Source organism: Henriciella mobilis (assembly GCF_003576315.1).
GTDB classification, from domain to species: domain Bacteria; phylum Pseudomonadota; class Alphaproteobacteria; order Caulobacterales; family Hyphomonadaceae; genus Henriciella; species Henriciella mobilis.
In genome coordinates, this window is sequence record NZ_QWFZ01000003.1 from 40,135 (window position 1) to 60,670 (window position 20,536).

Here is a 20,536-nt window from a genome sequence, read left to right on the forward strand (position 1 = left end):
AGGCAAGTGTACAAGGAGTTAACCAACTAAACTTTCTTCAGATAACCGCCGGTTGCGTTTCGGAAAGGCGTCTGGCCGCCCGTCGCATTGTAAGCGCCGACATATGCGTTTTCTGTACGTGCGCCGATCCGGTCGATGGCATTGCGAACGCCATTGCGCACAGCCTTGAAGTGTTCGGCATTCTCCTTGGCAAGCGCGATGATCGCCTCGACACGCCGGCGATGGCCGTCCTGAAGACCCGTCGCGGCGCGGTTAAGCACAACATCATCGAAGACTTGCAGGGCCGACATCTTCTCGCCGACCAGAGCGGCAGTCTCACGCGCCTGGCCGCGCATCAGCAGCTCGCGCTCATGCACAAGAACGGTTTCAAGCGTTCCGATGGCATCCTCAATCACGTTCGCCTGCATCGACTGCTGCCTCCGTATTCAATGCTGCATAAGTCTGCCCTGCCCTGGACCCGACCGGGTCGAGCCCGAGCGGGCTGCGCCGGGCGATGTCCTCGGCAATTGATTCGATCATGAACTGTGTGAAGGCCGCCGCAGACTGGCCGCCTGATTGCGTCATCGCCTTTTCAAGGCCGGTATGGCGCAGCATCTCGGCCCAAAGCATCTTCTCGAACCGGATGCCGAGTTCCGAGCGCTCGTCGGCAGGGACCGGTTTCGGCCTTTCGCCGGCCGCCGGCCCGGCGCCTGATTGCACTGCCACTGAATTTATAAAGTCAGCCATGTATCCAACCAGAGTCTGCTGTGCCCGCCGGAGGCCGCCAGAAAAGAGCGCCGCGTTAAGGCATATTTTACTCGACGTGCGGCAGCTTCGGTTAAGAGAGCCCTAACTCAGGATGAGAAATGGCGAATAGCGTACACACCAAGATGCAAGGTCTGATCGACCTCATCTCAAGGCCGAGCCGCCCCCCAAATGCCCCCGCCCAGCAAGGCGACGCGTTCCGCAAATCCATGATGGATCCGGATGGGCCGGCCCCCGAAAAAGCTACGACCGGGATGGCGCCGGCAGGCGAGCAGGCCAGCTCCGGCAAGGCGGCATCGAGCGATCTCAACTGGGTTGAAGGCGATGCTGGCGCCATTGAGGACGCTGCACAGACAGGCAAATCAGACGGCGCTGCGTCTCCCGAAGAAACCGTGAAAGCTGAAGCTGAGGATGCGGCTGCGGCCGCTTCCGCCGACCTGGAGGACACACCGTCCGAGACGGGCGATCGCGATGAAGCCGGTGCGCAGGCCGAAACGGCTGTTGCAGCTGTGTCAGCCCCGGCAACGGCCGCGCAGGCTGAAGGGTCCGCTGACGAGGGCGACGGATCAAAAGAGACAAAGGCGAATCACACGCCACAGTCCGGCACCCCGCTTGTGTCCCCGGACAAGCCATCTGAAGCCGCGCAGGCGATTGAGCCCGCGCAGACGATGGCACCAGCCGACCACGTTCAGGAAGGCGCCCGCGCGCCAGCTGACAGTCAGGTCGCGTCGCCGGCCGCGTCAGCTGCGTCCGGAACAGATGCCAAGCCAGCCCCTGTCGCATCCCCCGTCGCTGATGCCGAAGCGCCGGCTAACGACGTGTCCGCCGGAGCCTCCAGCAAGGGCGAGCAGCAAGCCGCCGCTGACCGCGGCCAACAGCCGGACCGGGCCGCCACTCTTCCTTACGCCGATCGCCCCTCCAGTGGCCCCTTGACCAATGAAACGGCCGCCGCGGCCGCATCGCCGGTCGCCGCCGCAGCCATCCAGAAAGACGCCAGCCGAGGCACACCGCCGCAAGCCAGTGCGCAAGCAGCCGCGGTTCAGCACGCCGCACCGCAACCCGTGCGCGGCGTCGAACAGGGCAAGGATAAGCTCGTCCATCCCGCTGGCGAGCGCCATGCCGACACCCTGACAGGTATCATGTCACCGGCGGCCATGACACCGCCGGAAGAGATGCTCGGCCAGCACGCCCTGTCCGATACGACGGGCAAGCCTGAATCGCTCTTCTCCGTTGCCCAGCCTGCAGCCGGCGCACCAGGACCTGCGATCAATGTCGCCAATGGCATCGTCCTTCAGGGCATGCAGACAAACGCGGCGATGATCGCCACGCCGCCTGAAGTGGTCGATATCGTCCGGGCCAAGCTCGCCGGGACGGATGGCAGCGACCGGATTACCGTGCAGCTCGACCCGCCGGAACTCGGCCGCGTCTCGATCGATTTCAAATTCGACGCACAACAGGGCCTGCAGCACATCACCGTGACGGGCGATACGCCCGAAGCCATGCGCCAGCTCCGCCAGCTGCACTTCCAGCTGGCGCAGGCGCTGGAACAGCACGGCCTGTCATCGCAGGACATGACCTTCCGCCAGAATTCCTCGCAGCAGGACCAGCAGCCTTCCGGCCGCCTCGCAGGCGGGCCCCTTTCCTTTGCCGAGGATGAGCTGGTGGCCCAGACCCTGACCGCTGCAAACCTTCCCAACCGCGCCCGGACAATCGCTGCGGGCCTGGACATCAAGCTTTAGAAAGTCGGCCCCATGAGCACCGTATCAGCAGCCAGCAATACGCAGGCGACCAGCCAGCAGCAGTCGGGCGTCGCCAAGGAGCCCGTCGTCTCGCCCGAGCGCTTCGGCGAGGAATTCATGAGCTTCATCCAGCTGCTGACCGCCCAGGTCCGCAACCAGGATCCGCTCTCGCCAATGGATTCGACCCAGTTCGTCGAGCAGCTCGCGACTTTCTCCAATCTCGAGCAGCAGGTCGTCGGCAATAAGAGCCTTGAGAGCATTGCGACCATGATCGGCGATCTCCACTCCATGCTCGCCAGCGAATGGCTGGGCCAGCGCGTGTCGGTCGAAACATCCTGGGTGCCCTATTCCGGCGATGCGGTCGATTTCGAGTTCGACCTCCCCGATGGCGTCGACAAGGCCGTCCTCGCCGTTGTGGATACCGATGGCGAAGCGGTGTGGAGCCAGGATCTCGACATGTCGAAGGCTGCTCACAGCTGGAACGGGGAGACCCTGACCGGCCAGAAACCGGCCACCGACACGCTGTTCGAATTCGGCATCTCGCTTTACCAGGACGGCCAGTATCTCGGAACGGTTGCGCCGCGCATTTTCACGGAAGTGACCGACGTCGCCAGCGAGAATGGAACAATGCGGGTCGGTACAACCTCGCGCGTGTCCGCCGATATGTCGGCAGTTCGCAAGGCCGAATAGGCCCGGGCCGCTTCCAGACCGGAATTATACTGGAATCAGACTGGAATTGTACTGAAAATAGACGGAAATCAGACTGTCGCCAGACCTTCTGTCTCCTCAGAGGTCCTGCCGCGCCATGTCGAGGATCAGGACGTTCTCGATCCCGGTCGAAAATGAATTCTGCAAATTGTTCAGGATCATGGAACGGATCGTTTCATAATGCTCGATACTGTTGAGCGAATTGAAGATCTCGTCATCCGCACTCAGCGTGATCAGCGTCGTCATGATGTTGTCGCGCAGCGCTGGCTCCTGCGAGAACAGGCTCTGCGAGGAGGCCGTGTCGATCTGCAGGTTGAGGTTCAGGATGACAAGGCTTTTCACCCGGTCATCCTCGATGATCGGAACGACAAATTCCCGGCTGAACTTGTAATAGGTAGGGGCGCCGGAGGTATCGCCTCCCCCATGCCCGCCCCCGCCGGAACTGGCACCGTGGCTATCCTTCTTGTCCTTCTTGGCGGTCTCTCCATGGTCGCCGCCTTTGGCGCCGTGACCATCATCGCTCCCGCCATGGTCCCCACCGCTCTTGTCCGCTGGCACCGTGTGCGCGGCGTCGGATGACCCGGACTTCAGGTAGACGGCCGCCGCCCCGCCTGCGGCGCCGAAAATGCCGGCTATCAGGGCCGGGGCGATGAGCTTCATCATGGTGGATCTACCTCAGAATGGGATAATGGCGTCGAGCACTTTGGTGCCCGCACGCCGTTCGACGGGTGCTGTCGCTTCCCCGCTGCTGACATAAGCCAGCTGCGCATCCGCGATCTTCTCATAAGACACTGTATTTGTACGAGTAATATCCTGCGAACGGATAACGCCGGACACTGTCAGGACACGAACTTCGTTCGACACCCGGGTCTGCTGGTAGCCCTGGATGACAAGGTTTCCATTCGGCTCGACCCCAACAACCCGGGCCGCCAGCGTGAAGGCAACCTTCTCGGCGCGGTTGATCGTCCCGGCCCCGTTGAGCGATGAGCTGCGGCCATAGTCGATACCCGGCGACAAGGTTGCGCCATTCGGTAGCGCGGCGCCGGCAAGGTTCGGCAGGCCGAACAGGGCGTCGATACTTGCCTCATTATTGGCATCGCGCGAGCGCGACAGGGAGCTCTGCAGGCTGGCCTGGTCGTCCATTTCAACAACAACGGTCAGCAGGTCACCGATCGCTTTGGCCCGGCGCATGCCGAGCAGGGCGGTGGGCGAGGTGGTCCAGAGCGAGTTCTTGTCGCGATAGGACTCCGGTTGCTGCGGCTGTGTGATCACCGGCATGGCTGCTGGCGGCGGCGGCATCACGGCAGCCTGCTGGCTGCCACCGGACGCGCATCCAGCCAGGGCGATTGCGGCAAGGCCGATCGTGGAAATGTGTTTCATTGTGCCAGCACCCATCCGTCTTTTTGAACTACGCCGTGCACCATCTGACGCGACTGGAGGTTCAGCACCGAGACGTCCTGATTGGCCGCGGCTTCGCCCATGGCGCGCCCGGTCATGGTGATTTCGAGGCCACCGCGAATGTACTTGATCGTGACCAGCTGGTTGCGGCTTACGAGGCGCGCGGGCTGGGTGTTGTCCATCGACACGGTCTGGCCCGCATAGACCGTGCGGCGGACTTCCCGGCCGATGACTGGATGATCGGCCGGCGCGGCCTCGCCAGCTTCGGTGGTGATGTTGGTTGGCGAAACCTGCTCGCCTGCGCGGATCACGTCTGTTGCGACGAAAGATGCGGAGGTGTTCAGGATGGCGGCGACACTGGCCGCGAGACTGATGAAGGCACTCATGGCTTAGCGCACCCGTGTCGTTGCGGCGAGCATTTCGTCAGCCGCGGTGATCACTTTGGAATTCAGCTCATAGCCGCGTTGCGCCTCGATGAGGTCCGAGATCTCCTTCACCACATCAACACCGGAATCCTCGATGTAGCCCTGTCGCAATATGCCGACCCCTTCTGAAGAGGGCACTAGCCGGTTCGCGGCGCCGGAGGCTTCGGTTTCGCGGAACATGTTGTCGCCGATGGCCTCCAGGCCTTTCTCGTTGACGAACCGTGTCAGCGAGATGTTGCCGATTGGCTGGCCCTGAACCTCGTTCTCGAAATAGGCAACGACTTCGCCATCAGGGCTGATCGAGATCCGCCGGGCATCGGCTGGAATGATGATCCCGTCGGCCAGCGCGTAGCCGTCCTTGGTCACCAGCTCGCCGTCGGCGCTCCGGTTCAGGTTGCCATCGCGCGTGAAGGCTGACTCGCCCGATGGCAGGCGCACTTCCAGGAAGCCAGTACCGTCGATCGCGAGATCCAGTTCAGCGCCGGTTTCGCGCAGTGAGCCCTGTGTGATCTCCATGGAAACGGAGGAGGGCTTCACGCCAGTCCCGAGCTGGATACCGGCTGGGACGACTGTCCCCACCTGCGAGGTTATCGTCCCGGGCGTGAGATATTGCTGGTACATGAGGTCGGAAAACTCAGCCGTCCTGGGACGGTAGGCCGCGGTACTCATGTTGGCGATATTGTTCGAGATGACATCCACGCGCATTTGCTGCGCGGCCATCCCGGTGGCTGCAATCTGTAGTGACTTCATAGGTTCCTCCTTCGAGCGGGCGTCCAGCCCTAGAGTTGTCGCAGTGTTTCGATGAAGCGGCTTACCCGCTGGTCCTCTGTGTCCATCATTGATTGTCCGGCCTCATAGGCGCGCTGCACTTCGATCATGCGCGCCACTTCAAGCACGGGGGAAACATTCGATTGTTCGAGCGCGCCTTGAACCACACGGGCTCCTTCAACCGGGTCAAAACCTTCCGGGGCTTCGAAACTCGTATTGCCGGCGCGGGTAAGCTGGCCTTCCGGCTGCACGATGCCAACCTGTCCCAGAATGCGGCCATTGGCGGAAATCGTGCCGTCCCCTGCAATCGAAACATCGCCCACGCCCTGGGGAATGAGAAGCGCGCCGCCGGCCGGGTTCAGGACCGGGCTGCCTTGCGCATCAACGAGCCGGCCCTCCGCGGAAAGCTGGAAATGACCCGCCCTTGTGAGTCGCGGACCATCCGGCGTGTCGAGGACGAAAAATCCATCACCCTGGATCGCAAGATCGAACTGGCCGCCGGTGAATTTGAGGCCGCCCTGCTCCAGGTCGAACTGGTGACCGGCCAGGCCACCCATCGAAATATGTTCGATATCCTCACCATTGCCTGCGAGGAACTCAGCGAACACGGCGCGGTCGGCCTTGTACCCAGTCGTGCTGGCGTTTGCGAGATTGTTCGCCACGACCTGCAATTCATTCGTAAGGCCAGTCTGGCGCGTGATGGCAGCATAAACGGCATTCGACATCAGTGAACCTCCATTTCGTCTGGTTCGAGTGAGGTGCGGATTCGCTTCAGGGCCGATCCAATATCGGCGACGCCGTACTCCGGTGACGGTTGCGGGGCGCCAAGCTGGCTACGCAGCAGTTCGACCCGCTCCACGCGCGCCTTATGTTCTTCGTCGCCGAGAGCTCGGGCCGTCCCGTAAATGTATTCGGGCACAATCCAGCGACCGCTGGCGGCATCCATCTCGATCAGGGAAACCACCGTCCTCGCATCGCGCCGCAGCCTCGGCTCCACAGCGGCCAGCAAGGCTTCGTCGCCAGATCTCACTGCGCTCAGGGCGGCCAGGAGGGTGATTTCTGCATTCTCAGGATAAAGGTCGGTGAAGGACTTCAGGGCGTCATGGTCCGCCATGCGGAAGGCCAGGGATGCGCGCGCCTCGACCAGTTCTTCCGGATCGGATGAACGCGAAGCAAACGTCGCAGCAAGATTCTGGAACCCCAGCTTCAACGCCAGCTGGCTGGCATTTGTGTACAAATTGTCCAGTTCGTCGTGTTCCGAGAGCAGATCGGCCGCAGCGAGCAGGGCGTCCATCGCTTCAAGATTCTCGAGCGTGTCGGCACTGGACAAGCCGTCCTCAGCCAGCGAGACGAAGTGCGAAACGATGCGGTCATGAGCCTCGGGCCGCTGCGTTGCCGGCATGCTGGCCAGTTGCAGCGTCAGCCCGTATCCGGCGACCTCGTGCAGGTCATTGAGCATCACATCGAGACTGCTCGCGACAGGCCCTGTGGAATCAATACTGCTGATCTTCTCGATCATGCGGTCTGCAACGTCCTTCTGGACTGTCTTCTCTAGTGTCTGACCATGGCGCAGAAGGCTCGCCGCCGCCTCTTCCCTGAACTCGGGATTGTTCAGGTAATTGCGCATCACATCGCGCGCAGCGTCGCCGCCGTTTCGCATATTAATGAGCGCTCTGTTGAATTTCAGGCGCGACGAGGCTGCGATATCTTCCTCATTGAAATTGGCCATCAGCTTGTCGACGATCAGACGCTCGCCAGCAGCATCCAGAGCCGGCACGGCGCGCGCAGCAATCTCGACCCGTAGCTGGAAAGGAAGCCGGCGGAACTCGTTTATCCGCTCATCGAAGCGCCGGGCTGCGGCTTTCCTGTCCTTCTTGAGAAGGGCGAGGGAGTACCAGATGCCTGACACGTCGGGGCAATCGGCCTGCTGGCGGAAAAACTCAAGATCAGGCGCGGCACGATCTTCCATGAGCACCGCCAGGCGCCGCAGGGCAGATGCTTCCGGGCCAACGATTCCGTTCAGCTGCAGCCGGGCTTCTTCGTTGAGGCCGAGGGCGATATACGCCCGTGCGAGCTCGTTCTTGAACTGCTCGGGCTCAGCCGCTTCAGCGGTGCTGCGCCAGGCCAGCAGATCATCATATGTACGAAGCTCGTGATATTCGGTGAAATCGAACGGGTCCTCCTCAGCGCACACATTTGTGGCGGTGGACTGTTTGGGGCGAAGCGACACGCCCGCCTGCGCCCGGTTGCTCCCCTGCCTTTCGATGATCGGAGCGTGCGGGTTCTGCGCGGTATTCGCTGTCGTTGATGAAGGCTGCGACGATGATGGCTCAGATGGCGTCAGCAATCCTTCGTCGATGGCATTCTTCACGAAGCGGTCAAGCGAGCTGGGTAGCTCGCTGTCAGGCTCCACGATTTTTGTCCTGCCATCGGAGTCCTGGGCACAGGCCAACCCTCCCCCAGCAAGGGCGAGGGCGACAGAACAGATGATGCCTCGACGTTTCACGCCGCCTGCTTGAGCCCCCTGACAGCCTGTTCGATTTCATTGAAGGATGGACGAACGCGGGCTGGCGCATGTCGCCGCGCGACCTCGACGCAGATATTGACCGGGTTCTTGTGCAGGTTCGACACGAGCACCTCGCCGATCATCGAGTAGAAGAAATGCTCCTCGGCCCGGATCGAGCGGATGCGCGATGCGAACGGACCGACCACGCCATAGGCCAGGAAAACGCCCAGGAATGTCCCCACCAGCGCGCCGCCAATCATCCCGCCGAGAATTTCCGGCGGCTTGTCGATCGAGGCCATTGTCTTGATAACGCCGAGAACGGCCGCAACGATGCCCAGCGCCGGAAGCGCGTCAGCCATGTTCTGAAGTGCGTGCGACCCATGCTGCTTCTCTTCCAGCAAGCTTTCGAGATGCTTCTCCAGGAGCTCCTCGACCTGGTGCACGTTGTCGAAGTTCATCAGCATCGACCGGATGGTGTCGCAGATCATCTCGATCGCATCGTGATCTTTCAGGATCTTTGGATACTTCTGGAAGATATCCGACGATTGCGGCTCTTCGATATGCGCTTCGATATCGACAGGGTTCTGCTTGAGAACATTCAGCAGTTCGGTCATCAGGCAGAGAAGGTCCTGATAGTCCGTCTTCTTCCACTTCGGCCCGGTGATCGCGGCCATCAGGTCGCCGCCGGTATGCTTGATCGTGTTGAAATCGTTGGACGCGAGGAATGCGCCGATCGCCGCACCACCAATCATCATCCCTTCAAATGGAAGGGCATGCATGATGATTTCCATGTGTCCGCCAGCGAGCAGATAGCCGCCGAACACCATACCGATGGTAACCACCAGTCCCAGAATCGCATTCACGTTCAACCTCCTCCGCGCCCATCCGGACGCAAACCCCTGTCGAGCTTCAGTTCTCCGCGAGTTCGCGCAGGAAGCTCTCAACAACTGGCCCATCGAGCTTCAATGCCCGGTGACCTTTCCAATTTCCCATTTCGCCGGTCGCGATCGCGCCCTGCCCTGTCATGGTTTCAGCGCATAGCGTCAGCTTGCCGTTTTCGACGTCCGGCAAGTCCAGAACGTCGCCAACCTTAAGGCGCGAGCATTCGCCGACCGACAGGACAATACTGCCAAGGACCACATCAAGACGGACTGAAGAGCTGCGCATGCGCGAGCGAAGCATTTCGCGATCGTGTCCACCGCCGAGCGACTTTGGCCTGGACCGTTCACGGAATTCAGCTGCGACGGCTTCAAGCTTGCTGAGGTCAAAGAAGAGGTCGATTTCCGGCGGGTCTTCGCCGCCCTCAAGCAGCCAGCCATCTTCGCCGCCCTCTGCCGCCATTGCGATGGTAATCTGGGCAACACGCACATCAGAATCGATACCGTCCGGCACAGCCGACGCGTCGGTGAGCTCTGCGGGCATACCGGGAAAAGCGTCAGGCTGCAGCGCGCTTTCGACCTGCTGCCAAAGCTCGTTGGCGGGCTGTTCGCACATCAGCTTCAAGAAAAGGTCTGCGGCCTGGAGCAGATTTTCTGTTGGCTGGCGCAGGCGCGTTGCCGCGTAACGTGCCGCGCCGGCCCGGTCGATCGCGACCGCAAGCAGCGGGCCGCCCGACATGATTTGCGGCATGAACGCAAAACGATGCCCGAGTTCGCGCTGGGCGGTCGCGCCGCCAATGATCCGGCTATTGGTCATGCGCCCGGCCAAGTCGGACTTGTAGACCTGTTTGGACCAGTTTTGGGCAGCCGCCATCAGTGCGGCCCAGAGCGGGTCGCATTGCATGAGCTTTTGGGGAAGTCCCCCCGCAGCACTGATTTTCTTCCTCAGTACGATGGACACGGCACACTCGTGGCAACAATAGCTAATCCTGTTACCAACCAGTGAATTTATTTGGTTGACGAATGGTTAGCAGGACCGTTGCAAACCCTTGCCCCGCGTAGAAGCTCTTTTGAGCTATCGCTGTTATTTACCATGACTGCAATTCGAAAGCGGGGCGTCATGGCAGAACAGCCATCTCATTCTTCACAACCAATTATCATCAAGCGAAAAAAGGTTGTTAAAGGCGACGGGCACCATGGCGGCGCCTGGAAAGTGGCCTATGCCGACTTTGTGACGGCCATGATGGCGTTCTTCCTTCTTATGTGGCTGCTCAACGCGACCACCGAAGAACAGCGCAAGGGTATTGCCGACTATTTCAATCCGACCATTCCTGTCAGCCGGATTTCCGGTGGCGGTTCGGACGGCCTTAATGGCTCCTCGATGTTTACGGAGCAGACCTACGCCCGGATGGGCACGGGCGCGACGCGGAACAATACAGTCGAATATCCCAAGCCGAAGCGTGAGAAAGAAAAGACGCCGCAGCAGGCCTCGCAGAGCGAAGTCAGCGAAAACCTGAAGTCGATGCAGTCAGAACTGAGTGAGAAATCCACCCAGCTTTCAGAACACCTTCTGGTAAAGATGTCCCCTGAAGGCATTGTTCTGGAAATCGTCGAGTCCGACAGCGCGCCTCTGTTCGAAATCGGCCAGAGCGCACCAACCGGGCTGCTAGAGGAACTCCTGGTCGTGGTGAACAACTCGCTTGGATCCTTCCAGAACGACATCAAGATCGTTGGCCATACAGACAGCCGCCCTTATCGCGGCGGCGCGCGCTACGATAACTGGAACCTCTCGGCCGACCGGGCCAACACGGCCCGCCAGATGCTGATCGAAGCCGGTCTCGACCCCGACCGCCTCAGGGAAGTGTCTGGCCGCGCCGATACAGACCCGCTGCTGCCGGAAGATCCGAGCGCAGCCCCGAACCGGCGTATATCTATCACCATCCTTACAGATAGCGTGGGCTCGCCCAAAAGCTGATTATCCCGATGTTAACCAAAGACCGCGACTCTTTAACCGCAACATTCGGTAGGAGTCCGTCTTATGAGTATCTCGTCTTCCCTCAACGCTGGCGTTATGGGCTTGAATTCCAATGCCAGCCGCCTTTCCACGATTTCCGACAACATCGCCAACTCGTCGACCTACGGCTACAAGCGTAGCCAAGTCGACTTTTCGAGCATGGTGCTGCAGCAGCGCTCTTCGGCCTATTCCGCAGGCGGTGTGCGTGTCGACACCTTCAAGGACATTGCAGCCACCGGCTCCCTGATCTCGACAGGTAACGCGACCGACCTCGCCGTCGCTGGCCGCGGCCTACTGCCCGTGACCGACCAGGTCGGCGTAAGCGCCATTGCGTCGGAACGGAACATGATGATGACGCCGACCGGCTCCTTCTATGCCGACCAGAACGGCAACCTGCGCACGCAGAGCGGTCTTTTTCTCCTCGGATGGCCTGCCAACACGGATGGCGAAATTGGCAATGTCAGCCGCAACAGCGGTATCGACCTTGCCCCGGTGAACATCGCCGCGTCGCAATATACCGCATCGCCGACAACGAGCATCGAACTTGGCATCAACCTGCCAGCCGATGCCACCGAGTCTATTGGAACCGGGAACTCCTTCCCGCTTCCGATCGAATATTTCGACAATCTTGGTCGTGCCCAGACGCTGACGCTGGAATTCACCCCGGTGATCCCGGCGTCCGGTCACTCCAACAGCTGGACTGTTGAAGTCTTCGATAGCGCTGGCGATCCCAACACCTCGATCGGTGGAATGGATATCACCTTTGCCGATACGCCAACCAATGGCGGCCGGATTCTGAGTGCTACGGCAAATGGCGGGATCAGCTACGATTCCTCAACAGGTGAGATCGCACTCAGCCTGCCGCACGGCCCGGTCAACGTGTTTATCGGCCGCCCGAACGACAGCGTTGGTATCACGCAGCTGTCTGCTCCTTTCTCGCCAACAGCCGTTACGAAGGACGGTGCGCCGATTGGTGACCTTCAGTCGGTGGAAGTTGACGAAAACGGCTATCTGCAGGCGATCTACAATACCGGCTTCCGCCGCACCCTGTATCAGATCCCAGTGGGCGACGTTCCGAACATGAACGGCCTCAAGGCTCTGGACTCTCAGGCTTACCAGGTCTCCGCTGAAAGCGGTAACCTTTACCTTTGGGATGCGTCCGCTGGCCCTGTTGGTTCTGTTGCAGGCTACTCTCTGATGGAATCGACGACGGACATCGCTGCCGAGCTGACCGACCTCATCGAGACGCAGCGGGCTTATACGTCCAACGCCAAGATCGTTCAGACCGTGGACGAGATGCTTCAGGAAACGACTAACCTGAAACGTTAGTCGGCGGCTGAAAGGTAGCTGAACCTTGAGCGTCTCACACGCCATAAACGCCGCGCGATCCGGCCTTCAAGTCAGTGGACTGAGGGCCGACATCGTCGCGACGAACGTCGCAAACGCTACAACGCCGGGCTATGTCCGGCGTTCTGCATTGCTGGCCGAAACCACGCTGGGCTCAACTACGCACGGCGTGCGGGTGGCCGGCATCGACCGGGCGCGCGACGATGGCCTGACCGGCCAGCGGATGCTGCTGACCAGTGACCTGTCGCAGGCGAGCCTGCGGTCCAGCACCTGGCAAACAATTGCCGCCCGCATCGGCAATTCGACCGATGGCCCGGGCCTATTCAATTCCCTGAACAGTTTCGAGTCCGCGCTGAAAGCAGCCGCGGCAACTCCCGAATCCGAAGCGACCGCAAATTCCGTGCTGAATGCGGCCCGCTCACTCGTCAATCAGCTTCACGGCCTGTCGCGGATGGTCGAAACCCAGCGCGCCGAGGCTGATCGCGAAATTGCGGACGGCGTGACGATCGTCAACAAGGCGCTGAAGGAAATCGAACAGCTGAACGTAGAGATTTCCAGCAATGAAGAGGCCTCCGTCCAGGTGGCCGCATTGAAGGATGAACGCCAGCGCCTGCTGGATACGATCTCCGAGTATATTCCGATTGAAACCGTCCAGCGCGATCGCGGCTCCGTGGACGTGGTGACAAAAGAAGGCGTCTTCCTGATTGCAGGCAAGGCGCAGACAATCGAGTTCTCGCCTTCTAACTCCTTCGTCGCATCGCAGACCGTCGAAAACGGCCAGCTCTCCGGGCTAAGCGTAAATGGAACGGACCTGACGCCTGGCGCATCGGCCTGGTCCGCCGTTTCCAGCGGCCTGTTCGGCGCCCTCTTCACGCTTCGTGACAATGACCTTCCGGAACTCAGCCGACAGCTCGACTCGGTCGCTGGCGATCTCATTGCGCGCCTGTCGGCCGATGGGATCGATCCGACCACAGCCAGCGGCGCGCCAGGCCTGTTTATCGACAACAATCCGGGCGCAGGCGATGGTCTGGCCTCACGGATCGAGATCAATGCCGCTGTTGATCCGGCCGCGGGCGGCCAGCTGTGGCGTCTGAGAGACGGTTTGGCGGCAACGGCTGAAGGTCCGCCCGGAAACAACTCGATCCTGTCGGCCATGGTCGATGCGCTGACCGAAATCCGCTCGATCAACGAGAACGGTATCCAGGGAAGCTTCACAGCGACGCAGCTGTCGGCACACCTGTCATCCATGGTCGGCCAGACGCGCATCGCGCATGACTCGGTCCTGGCATCGACAACGGCGCAGCACACAATCGCGTTCGAGGCAGAGCAGTCGCTGACGGCCGTCGACGTCGACGCGCAGATGCAGGAACTGCTTCTCATCGAACAGGCTTATGCGGCGAATGCCCGTGTCATTCAGGTCGCAAGCCAGATGATTCAACGGCTAATGGACCTCTGACATGGAAAAAATGTCCATCTCCTATTCGCTCATCAACGCCAAGCTTTCAAAGAATGTGGCGCAGCTGCGTGAGCAGATAAACGACGTCTCATCTGAAGCTGTGACAGGCAAGCGGGCGGATCTCTCGAAGTTTCTGTCCGGCCGCATCGGCGAAGCGATGCTGAGCCAGAAGGCGCTTGAGGATATCCAGGTGGATCGCGGCGCCTTGCAACTGCGCGATGCACGGATCGACATTGCACAGCGCAGCCTGCAGAGCGCGCAGGAAGGCGCTGAAGGCCTGCCTGCCCGGATGCTCGCGGCACTGGGTGTCGACAACAAGTCGGACATCAAGATCATTGGCCGCGATGCGGTCAGCGCCCTCGAAAAGCTGTTCTCTTCGCTGAACAACCGCCATGGCCAACGTTTTCTATTCGCGGGCGATGCAACATCGACGCAGCCATTCGAAGATCCCAGCCAGCTTATCAGCGATGTGCGGCAGATGGCTGTCACCGCGACAGATGCGGCAGACCTCCAGACCCAGCTCGACACCTATTTCAATACGCCCACGGGCGGCTGGCAGGCCAATATCTATCAGGGCTCCGCGAGCATTACCGACCCTGACGCGGTGAACGGGATCGATCCCGCCATAACCGAGCTCGTCAGAGGGCTGGCCGTCATGGCCGTGGCCGGAGACGACGCTCCGCCCGCCCTGCTGACGCAGGACAATGCCTCGCTCAGGATCGCCGCCGATACGGTCGCTTCCGGCCAGATCAACATGATCCAGCTGCGCTCGAAGCTCGGCGTCATCCAGGAACGGCTGACCGAGGGCCTGGACGCGCTGAACTCAGAAGAACTGATACTGACCGAAGCTTTCACCAACATGACGATGAGAGATCAGTATGAAGCGGCCACCATCCTGAAGGAACTCGAGAACAATCTCGAAGCCTCCTACATGCTGACCGCCCGCCTCTCTGGTCTTTCCCTGCTCAACTATCTGAAGTGATCCGATGATGCGCCTCCTCCTGCTTCTCGCCGCAACCGTCCTGCTCCAGGTCTCAGCGCCTGTCGGCACCGCCGATGCCCAGACCCGGATCCGGGATATCGTCGATGTCGAGGGTGTCCGGCAGAACGATCTGATTGGCTACGGCATCGTGGTCGGCCTGAACGGGACAGGCGACACAGCCCGCAATTCGCCGTTCACCGAGGATTCCCTGACTTACATGCTCGAGCGCCTCGGCGTGAATGTGCAGGGCGAGGACATCAAGCCGGACAATGTCGCCGCCGTTCTGGTTACGGCGGCTTTGCCCGCCTTTGCGCGAAACGGCTCGACGGTCGATGTGTCGGTCTCCTCCATCGGCGACGCAAAAAGCCTCGAAGGCGGCACGCTGATCCTGACCCCGCTCAAGGGCGCCGATGGCGAAGTCTACGCTGTCGCGCAGGGCAGCATCGTGGTCTCGGGCCTGGATGTGCAGGCTGAGGGCGCACGGCAGCGCCAGGGCGTGACGACGGCCGGCGCAATTCCCAATGGCGCGCGCGTGGAGCGCGAGACCGGATTCGAATTCAACCAGCGCGATTCAATCGTGCTGGCGCTGCGCGATCCGGATTTCACGACTGCCGCCCGGGTCGAGGAAACGATCAATACGGCGATCGGTACCCCCATCGCCTACATGCGCGATCCGGGTACGGTCGACCTTGACCTTCGCTCGATGAGCGGCTCACCGTCGCGCCTCCTGGCCAATATCGAGAACCTGCCGATCAAGGTCGCGGTGCCTGCCCGCATCGTCATTGACGAACAGTCGGGAACCATCGTGCTCGGCGAGGACGTGACGATTTCCAAGGTTGCGATCGCGCAGGGGAATATTTCGATCAAGGTGACCGAAACACCCGTGGTCTCGCAGCCGAACCCCTTCTCGAAAGGCGAGTCGATTGTGCTGCCACGTTCCGAAATCGATATCCAGCAGACCGGTACCGACAGCATCGCCCTGCTGAATCCGAATGTGACCTTGTCCCAGCTGATCGACGGGCTGAATACCCTCGGCGTGTCGCCAGGCGAGATGGCGGATATCATCCGGACCATGAAGGCTGCAGGCGCAATCCACGCGGACCTGATCATCCGCTAGGCAGGATGGCGCCATAAATGTGGCCGCGAGCCGTCATGCAATGGCGCTGCGGCCACGCAGCCCGGATTACATGCTGATGGTGCCTTGCCGCTTCATTGCCATAAGAGCCGTGAAGAACTCCCGCTGGATGGCTTCTGCCTGCTCGGGCGATCCGATGAAGACATCACCGAGCTGATCGCGGTACTGGTCTGCCAGACGCGAGGAAATGTTGCCAAGCAGGTATTCCTGGACCGGCGCACTGTCGCCCGTCAGCGTCGCCAGCAGGCGCACAATCGTCATCTCGTCCAGCTCCCGGAAAACGACCGGAACGGCATTGCGCGGCAGAATGTCGGGCAGGCTTTCAATGGTGAACATTTGCCGTTCGATGCTCGAGAACTTGCCCTCATACTGGCTCTTGAGGAAAGCAAGCATCCGGTCGCGTTTGTCGCTGGGAACGAGGCTTAGCATTTCGCCGATCGCGGCGAGATGGCTTTCATCACCACCGAAATCGCCGCCAAACCCTCCATCGCCAAAATTGTCGAGGAACTCCATCTTGACCATCTTGGCGACGACCGCATCGATATCTTCATCGACATGATCGGTTTCGACCATGGACCCGATGGTCGGGTCGAGCTTGTCATCCTCGAGATAGGTCACGATTTCCGAAGCGACGGCGACGTCCAGCTTTCGAAGAATGATTGCAACCAGGTTGGGCGTCAGACCATTGAGGTACTCGGCGATCCGCCCGGGATCTTCCTGCTCGAGGCGTATCCAAGTGTCGTCAAAGCCCGGCGAGAAATCGAGCTCCTGGAAGGGTTCGCCGAAGATGTTTTCGAAGCGCGCTTCGCCTATTGCGCCCTCGACAATTTCCCGCGCCCGCTCTGGCCCGCCCCGGAAGGCGCCATTCTGACCGTGAAGATGTTGCAGAAAGTCGACCACGATCTCCACCAGCTCCTCTCGGCCCAGGTAGCGGATGTTCTGGATCTCCTGCGAAACCTGCTCCAGTGCACGGTCGTCCAGTTTGTCGACAATCGGTTTCGCAGCCGACTTGCCCAGCATGGCGATCACCACGGCAGCCCGCTGCGCGCGGCTGATGGAACCGATACGCGACGCAGAACCCGCCCCCTGGACGGGTGTCAGATTGCCCCGGCCGGCGCCGGCAGACGGCTTCATCGGCGTATTCATCCCGTGTACCCTCGCAGAAGTGCCTCGGTGATTTTCAGCCACCCATCGGCAAGGACGAAGAAACCGACCTTGAATGGCAGCGACACCACGGTCGGCGGAACCATCATCATGCCCACGGCCATCAGGACCGAGGCGACAACAAGATCAATCACGAGGAACGGTAAAAAGATTACGAAGCCGATCTGGAAGGCATGCTTTATTTCAGACAGCATGAAAGCCGTTGAAAGCAGCGAGAATGATGGCGCCTGTCCGTCTGGCACAGGCCGGTTCAGCGCTTCGCTAAGCACCGGGATCGCTTCCGGATCGGTCCGTGCGGTCATGAACATCCGGAACGGTTCCGTCGCGGCCGTCCAGGCCTGCTCCTCGGCAATCTGCCCCTGTGTGTAAGGCTGGATGCCGTTCGCCCATGCCTCGGCAAATGTCGGCTCCATGATGAAGAAGGTCAGGAACATGGCGAGTGCCATGAGCATCATGTTGGGTGGTGCCTGTTGCACACCCAGGGCCTGACGGATGAACGAGAAGACAATGACCAGAAAAGGCAGACACGTGACCATCATCGCCAGCCCCGGAACGAGGCTCAGCAACGTCACCATCACGAACAGGATGATGACGGTCCCGCTGAGACCGCCCTCACCGCCCGTATTCAGCAATCCTTGCAGGGACGGATTGTTTGCGGCTTCCTGCGCCGATGCTCCAAGCGCGACAAAGCCCGTGAGCAAAAGGAGAAGGAAGGCAGCGCGATATCCGGCTACCGGACTATTCATTCCCCTCTTCGCCTTCCTCGACGATCTCGGTGATCTTCACGCCGAGCCCGCCCTCTTCAATCTCGATTAGCTCACCGCGCGCGATCAACTTGTTGTCGACCGACAGGCTGACGGGGTCTTCGATGCGCGAAGACAGCGCAACAACCGAATCCGGTCCAAGCTCAAGGATTTCGGACACGCTCATCCGCTTCTGCCCGATCGATACCGTCACGGTGACGGGAACGTTGAATATGGACCGGCGAAACTTGTTGGCCGCCGACGAATCGCGCCGGTCAATCTCGCCGGGATCCGTTTGAATCTGCTCCGGATTGGCCATGAAACTACCCCTTCTTCGTATAGGCTCAGGCCGCTTTCAGCCGTCCGAGACAGGCCTCAAGCAAACCCTCAAAGTCAAAGTCCACACCGCCATCACGCCATGAAATCGTGGCACGATTCGCACCGGGCGCCTCGTCCTCGATCACAGAGCAGCACCCGGCCAGCTGGCTGGAGCCATCGATCAGTGCCGTCAGCGCCGCGGCGAGTTCCGGCTCCGCGCGAATCTCAACATCGGCGACGGACGCTGGCAGCAGATCTGGCAAGTGCCGGGCGATCTCTTCAGCGAGGAAGGATTCGCCCAGTTTTGGAAAAAGCTTTTCCGCAAGCGCCGTCATCTGGGACTCCGCGCGCTGTCGCATCTCCTGCTGCAACTGCTCCGTAATACTGGCCAGTGAAGCAAGCGTCTGTTCGACTGCCTGCATCTGTTCCTGCAGGGCGCTGTTGGCCTCGGCGGGCGCCGACATTTCTTCGGCATCCATCACATTGCCCGACTCGCTCAGGGAAACAGTGCAGTCGTGATCCCCGCGGTCGAAGCGCGGCAGGTTAGCCAGGAAGGACTCACTCATTCACGGCGACCTTTTGATCGTCTTCCAGCCAGGCCTGAAGCAAGGCAGCCGTCTCGTCCTGCCGCTCCTTGGTATAGTCCTTCAGGAACTCGAACGGATCGGTCGGCGCAGCGGCCGATGCGCTGCCGTCACTACCGATGAGCTGCGGTGAGTTCAGCTCGCCACCGCGTTGCCCGGCTGGAGGCTGCTTGAACAGCGGCCGTATGACACCAAAGGCCAGCGCCAGAACGATCAGGCCAAGAAGCCCCGCTTGAGCCGCTGGCCAAGAATAGCGTTCGATCATGGTCTCGACCATGCTCGGCGCCTCAAGCATTTCAGGAACCTCGATTTCCTGAAACGGCATCAGCTCCACTGTAAGAGAATCGCCGCGCTGGGTATCGAGGCCGGCTGCGGCCAGGATAAGGTTTTCGAAATCGTCGACGACCTGCTGTGAAAGCGCGGTGGAATTTGCGGCCGTCGGGTCGATGTTCAGCGCCTGCTGGTTCAGCAGAACAGCCACCGAAATTCGCTGGACGTCGCCCGGCAGCATCTCTGTTTCGATGCGCCGTTCATTCATCTCGTAGACGACGCTTTCGGTACTGTTACGAACAGAGCTGGACCGGCCGCCGCCATTGTTGGCCTGCGGCAGGTTGCTGGCAACTGTCACGCCGCCACCGGCATTCGACCCATTCGTCTCGCTAACATCATTGCTGGTGCGGTTTCGGATGACGCGGGACTGAGGATCATAGGTGACTTCCGAGACGCGCTGGCGCTCACGGTTCACGTCAACGCTGACCGAAACCCTCGCATTGCCGGACCCGACGCGCGCCTCAAGAAGGCGGAGAATCTTCTGTTCCAGGGTGTTGGACTGGGTATCGGCAAGGATGGAGGGCTGCTCCGACTTCGCAACATTCGGGCCCGCAATCATACCCTTTTGCGGGTCGATCACAGCAACGTCGGCAGGCTTGAGTCCCGACACAGCAAGCGCGACCATGTACTGGATCGCTTCGGCCTGCCGCGGCGTGACGCCTTGGGCAGACTGCAAGGTCACTGAGGCGGTCTGCGGCGGGCCCGAACGGGCAAAACCAGACCGCAGGCTGGCGCCGATATGCACACGGGCCGACTGCACACCCGGGATCGACAGGATCGTGCGGGTCAGCTCGCCCTCCTTGGCGCGCCAGTAGTTGGCGTTGTACATTTCCGACGTCGTCGAGAAACCGTTCACATCGTCAAGCAGCTCGTAGCCGCGCACGGATTGCTGCGGCAAGCCCTCACGCGCGAGCGAGTATCGCACGCTGTCGCGCTGGCTTTGCGGAATGAAGATCGCCTCCCCGCGGATTTCATAGTCGACACCGCGCTTGTCCAGCTCCTCAATGACCTCGCCGGCATTGACTGGCTCAAGACCGGAATAAAGCAGCGCCATCGGCTCCTGCACGGCGCCGCGAACCATGAATGTCATGGCCAGAATGACACCCAGCACCGCCCCGGCCAATGATAGTTGCCTTCCCAAGGACAGGTTCTTGAGAGTCTCTACAAACTGCATGGATGAGGTGCCCCGCTCCAGAAACTATCCCACACGTAATGGTTAACATCTCCCGCGAATTCCTTAACGCTTCCTTTACCCAGCGTTGATTACAGCAGACGAGAGACAGACCGTTACGGTGAA

The 20,536-nt window shown here is 60.7% G+C and carries 22 protein-coding genes; 7 read left to right on the top strand and 15 right to left on the bottom strand.

Annotation, left to right across the window (positions count from 1 at the left end):
* Window positions 1–26: 26 nt before the first annotated feature.
* Window positions 27–407 (bottom strand): hypothetical protein, encoded by a 381-nt coding sequence (locus D1227_RS00205; protein ID WP_119377776.1) that lies wholly within the window; start codon window positions 405–407, stop codon window positions 27–29.
* On the bottom strand, window positions 388–726 hold the full coding sequence (locus D1227_RS00210; RefSeq protein WP_119377777.1) for a hypothetical protein: 339 nt from the start codon (window positions 724–726) through the stop codon (window positions 388–390). Before D1227_RS00210 ends, D1227_RS00205 begins: the two co-directional genes overlap by 20 nt.
* Before the next feature lie 119 nt (window positions 727–845).
* Between D1227_RS00210 and fliK the strand changes: the two genes are divergently transcribed.
* Together fliK and D1227_RS00220 are read left to right on the top strand one after the other, a co-directional pair.
* Entirely contained in the window at window positions 846–2,483 is a 1,638-nt protein-coding gene (fliK, locus tag D1227_RS00215; protein WP_119377778.1) for a flagellar hook-length control protein FliK, read from the top strand.
* 12 nt (window positions 2,484–2,495) lie between these two features.
* Window positions 2,496–3,173, top strand: a complete 678-nt coding sequence (locus D1227_RS00220) for a flagellar hook assembly protein FlgD (RefSeq protein WP_119377779.1) — start codon at window positions 2,496–2,498, stop codon at window positions 3,171–3,173.
* Window positions 3,174–3,269: 96 nt separating this feature from the next.
* Here D1227_RS00220 and D1227_RS00225 read toward each other — a convergent pair whose 3' ends face one another.
* From D1227_RS00225 to D1227_RS00260, 8 genes are all read right to left on the bottom strand, one after another.
* Window positions 3,270–3,854 (bottom strand): flagellar basal body-associated FliL family protein, encoded by a 585-nt coding sequence (locus tag D1227_RS00225; protein WP_119377780.1) that lies wholly within the window; start codon window positions 3,852–3,854, stop codon window positions 3,270–3,272.
* A 12-nt stretch (window positions 3,855–3,866) separates the two neighbouring features.
* A complete protein-coding gene (locus D1227_RS00230) occupies window positions 3,867–4,571 on the bottom strand; it encodes a flagellar basal body L-ring protein FlgH (protein ID WP_233349527.1) in 705 nt (234 codons plus the stop codon).
* Window positions 4,568–4,975, bottom strand: a complete 408-nt coding sequence (gene flgA, locus D1227_RS00235) for a flagellar basal body P-ring formation chaperone FlgA (protein WP_119377782.1) — start codon at window positions 4,973–4,975, stop codon at window positions 4,568–4,570. The genes D1227_RS00230 and flgA overlap by 4 nt, the downstream gene beginning before the upstream one ends.
* 3 nt (window positions 4,976–4,978) lie before the next feature.
* On the bottom strand, window positions 4,979–5,764 hold the full coding sequence (gene flgG / locus D1227_RS00240; protein ID WP_119377783.1) for a flagellar basal-body rod protein FlgG: 786 nt from the start codon (window positions 5,762–5,764) through the stop codon (window positions 4,979–4,981).
* A gap of 29 nt (window positions 5,765–5,793) precedes the next feature.
* Entirely contained in the window at window positions 5,794–6,507 is a 714-nt protein-coding gene (locus D1227_RS00245; protein ID WP_119377784.1) for a flagellar hook-basal body complex protein, read from the bottom strand.
* Window positions 6,507–8,195, bottom strand: coding sequence for a hypothetical protein (locus D1227_RS00250; protein ID WP_119377785.1), 1,689 nt, complete (start codon window positions 8,193–8,195; stop codon window positions 6,507–6,509). Before D1227_RS00250 ends, D1227_RS00245 begins: the two co-directional genes overlap by 1 nt.
* Window positions 8,196–8,284: 89 nt before the next feature.
* Window positions 8,285–9,151 carry a flagellar motor stator protein MotA gene (gene motA / locus D1227_RS00255; protein ID WP_119377786.1) on the bottom strand — a complete coding sequence of 289 codons (867 nt, stop codon included), beginning with the start codon at window positions 9,149–9,151 and terminating at the stop codon, window positions 8,285–8,287.
* Between the two features lie 46 nt (window positions 9,152–9,197).
* Complete coding sequence (locus D1227_RS00260) at window positions 9,198–10,127, bottom strand: FliM/FliN family flagellar motor C-terminal domain-containing protein (RefSeq protein WP_158586524.1); 930 nt, start codon at window positions 10,125–10,127, stop codon at window positions 9,198–9,200.
* A gap of 159 nt (window positions 10,128–10,286) precedes the next feature.
* Here D1227_RS00260 and D1227_RS00265 point away from each other — a divergent pair, with 159 nt between their 5' ends.
* The 5 genes from D1227_RS00265 to D1227_RS00285 all read left to right on the top strand — a co-directional run bounded on the left by D1227_RS00265 (window position 10,287) and on the right by D1227_RS00285 (window position 16,082).
* Window positions 10,287–11,141 carry a flagellar motor protein MotB gene (locus D1227_RS00265; RefSeq protein WP_119377788.1) on the top strand — a complete coding sequence of 285 codons (855 nt, stop codon included), beginning with the start codon at window positions 10,287–10,289 and terminating at the stop codon, window positions 11,139–11,141.
* 63 nt (window positions 11,142–11,204) lie between these two features.
* A complete protein-coding gene (locus D1227_RS00270) occupies window positions 11,205–12,509 on the top strand; it encodes a flagellar hook protein FlgE (protein WP_119377789.1) in 1,305 nt (434 codons plus the stop codon).
* A gap of 25 nt (window positions 12,510–12,534) precedes the next feature.
* Window positions 12,535–13,983, top strand: coding sequence for a flagellar hook-associated protein FlgK (gene flgK / locus D1227_RS00275; protein ID WP_119403410.1), 1,449 nt, complete (start codon window positions 12,535–12,537; stop codon window positions 13,981–13,983).
* Window position 13,984: 1 nt separating this feature from the next.
* Window positions 13,985–14,965: a flagellin gene (locus D1227_RS00280; protein WP_119377791.1), complete on the top strand. Its 981-nt coding sequence runs from the start codon at window positions 13,985–13,987 to the stop codon at window positions 14,963–14,965.
* 19 nt (window positions 14,966–14,984) lie between these two features.
* Complete coding sequence (locus tag D1227_RS00285) at window positions 14,985–16,082, top strand: flagellar basal body P-ring protein FlgI (RefSeq protein ID WP_407647010.1); 1,098 nt, start codon at window positions 14,985–14,987, stop codon at window positions 16,080–16,082.
* A 66-nt stretch (window positions 16,083–16,148) separates the two neighbouring features.
* Here the strand turns inward: D1227_RS00285 and D1227_RS00290 are convergent, their stop codons facing one another.
* From D1227_RS00290 to fliF, 5 genes are read right to left on the bottom strand one after another with little or no spacing between them, the layout of a single operon-like run.
* Window positions 16,149–17,246, bottom strand: a complete 1,098-nt coding sequence (locus D1227_RS00290; RefSeq protein ID WP_119377792.1) for a FliG C-terminal domain-containing protein — start codon at window positions 17,244–17,246, stop codon at window positions 16,149–16,151.
* Window positions 17,243–18,010 (bottom strand): flagellar type III secretion system pore protein FliP, encoded by a 768-nt coding sequence (fliP, locus tag D1227_RS00295; protein WP_119403411.1) that lies wholly within the window; start codon window positions 18,008–18,010, stop codon window positions 17,243–17,245. The genes D1227_RS00290 and fliP overlap by 4 nt, the downstream gene beginning before the upstream one ends.
* On the bottom strand, window positions 18,003–18,326 hold the full coding sequence (locus tag D1227_RS00300) for a FliM/FliN family flagellar motor switch protein (RefSeq protein ID WP_119377794.1): 324 nt from the start codon (window positions 18,324–18,326) through the stop codon (window positions 18,003–18,005). Before D1227_RS00300 ends, fliP begins: the two co-directional genes overlap by 8 nt.
* Window positions 18,327–18,351: 25 nt before the next feature.
* Window positions 18,352–18,891: a hypothetical protein gene (locus tag D1227_RS00305; protein ID WP_119377795.1), complete on the bottom strand. Its 540-nt coding sequence runs from the start codon at window positions 18,889–18,891 to the stop codon at window positions 18,352–18,354.
* The gene (gene fliF, locus D1227_RS00310; RefSeq protein WP_119377796.1) at window positions 18,884–20,413 is read right to left on the bottom strand and encodes a flagellar basal-body MS-ring/collar protein FliF; all 1,530 of its coding nucleotides are present in this window, start codon (window positions 20,411–20,413) and stop codon (window positions 18,884–18,886) included. The genes D1227_RS00305 and fliF overlap by 8 nt, the downstream gene beginning before the upstream one ends.
* Window positions 20,414–20,536: the final 123 nt, after the last annotated feature.

Excerpts from the sequence above, each read along its gene's own strand:
- D1227_RS00265 (WP_119377788.1), top strand. The coding sequence starts at position 10,287 with ATGGCAGAACAGCCATCTCATTCTTCACAACCAATTATCATCAAGCGA.
- D1227_RS00205 (WP_119377776.1), bottom strand. The coding sequence starts at position 407 with ATGCAGGCGAACGTGATTGAGGATGCCATCGGAACGCTTGAAACCGTT.
- D1227_RS00280 (WP_119377791.1), top strand. The coding sequence starts at position 13,985 with ATGGAAAAAATGTCCATCTCCTATTCGCTCATCAACGCCAAGCTTTCA.
- fliP (WP_119403411.1), bottom strand. The coding sequence starts at position 18,010 with ATGAATAGTCCGGTAGCCGGATATCGCGCTGCCTTCCTTCTCCTTTTG.
- fliF (WP_119377796.1), bottom strand. The coding sequence starts at position 20,413 with ATGCAGTTTGTAGAGACTCTCAAGAACCTGTCCTTGGGAAGGCAACTA.
- D1227_RS00245 (WP_119377784.1), bottom strand. The coding sequence starts at position 6,507 with ATGTCGAATGCCGTTTATGCTGCCATCACGCGCCAGACTGGCCTTACG.
- fliK (WP_119377778.1), top strand. The coding sequence starts at position 846 with ATGGCGAATAGCGTACACACCAAGATGCAAGGTCTGATCGACCTCATC.
- D1227_RS00305 (WP_119377795.1), bottom strand. The coding sequence starts at position 18,891 with ATGAGTGAGTCCTTCCTGGCTAACCTGCCGCGCTTCGACCGCGGGGAT.
- D1227_RS00230 (WP_233349527.1), bottom strand. The coding sequence starts at position 4,571 with ATGAAACACATTTCCACGATCGGCCTTGCCGCAATCGCCCTGGCTGGA.
- D1227_RS00300 (WP_119377794.1), bottom strand. The coding sequence starts at position 18,326 with ATGGCCAATCCGGAGCAGATTCAAACGGATCCCGGCGAGATTGACCGG.
- D1227_RS00270 (WP_119377789.1), top strand. The coding sequence starts at position 11,205 with ATGAGTATCTCGTCTTCCCTCAACGCTGGCGTTATGGGCTTGAATTCC.
- flgA (WP_119377782.1), bottom strand. The coding sequence starts at position 4,975 with ATGAGTGCCTTCATCAGTCTCGCGGCCAGTGTCGCCGCCATCCTGAAC.
- D1227_RS00290 (WP_119377792.1), bottom strand. The coding sequence starts at position 17,246 with ATGAATACGCCGATGAAGCCGTCTGCCGGCGCCGGCCGGGGCAATCTG.
- D1227_RS00220 (WP_119377779.1), top strand. The coding sequence starts at position 2,496 with ATGAGCACCGTATCAGCAGCCAGCAATACGCAGGCGACCAGCCAGCAG.
- D1227_RS00225 (WP_119377780.1), bottom strand. The coding sequence starts at position 3,854 with ATGATGAAGCTCATCGCCCCGGCCCTGATAGCCGGCATTTTCGGCGCC.
- D1227_RS00210 (WP_119377777.1), bottom strand. The coding sequence starts at position 726 with ATGGCTGACTTTATAAATTCAGTGGCAGTGCAATCAGGCGCCGGGCCG.
- flgG (WP_119377783.1), bottom strand. The coding sequence starts at position 5,764 with ATGAAGTCACTACAGATTGCAGCCACCGGGATGGCCGCGCAGCAAATG.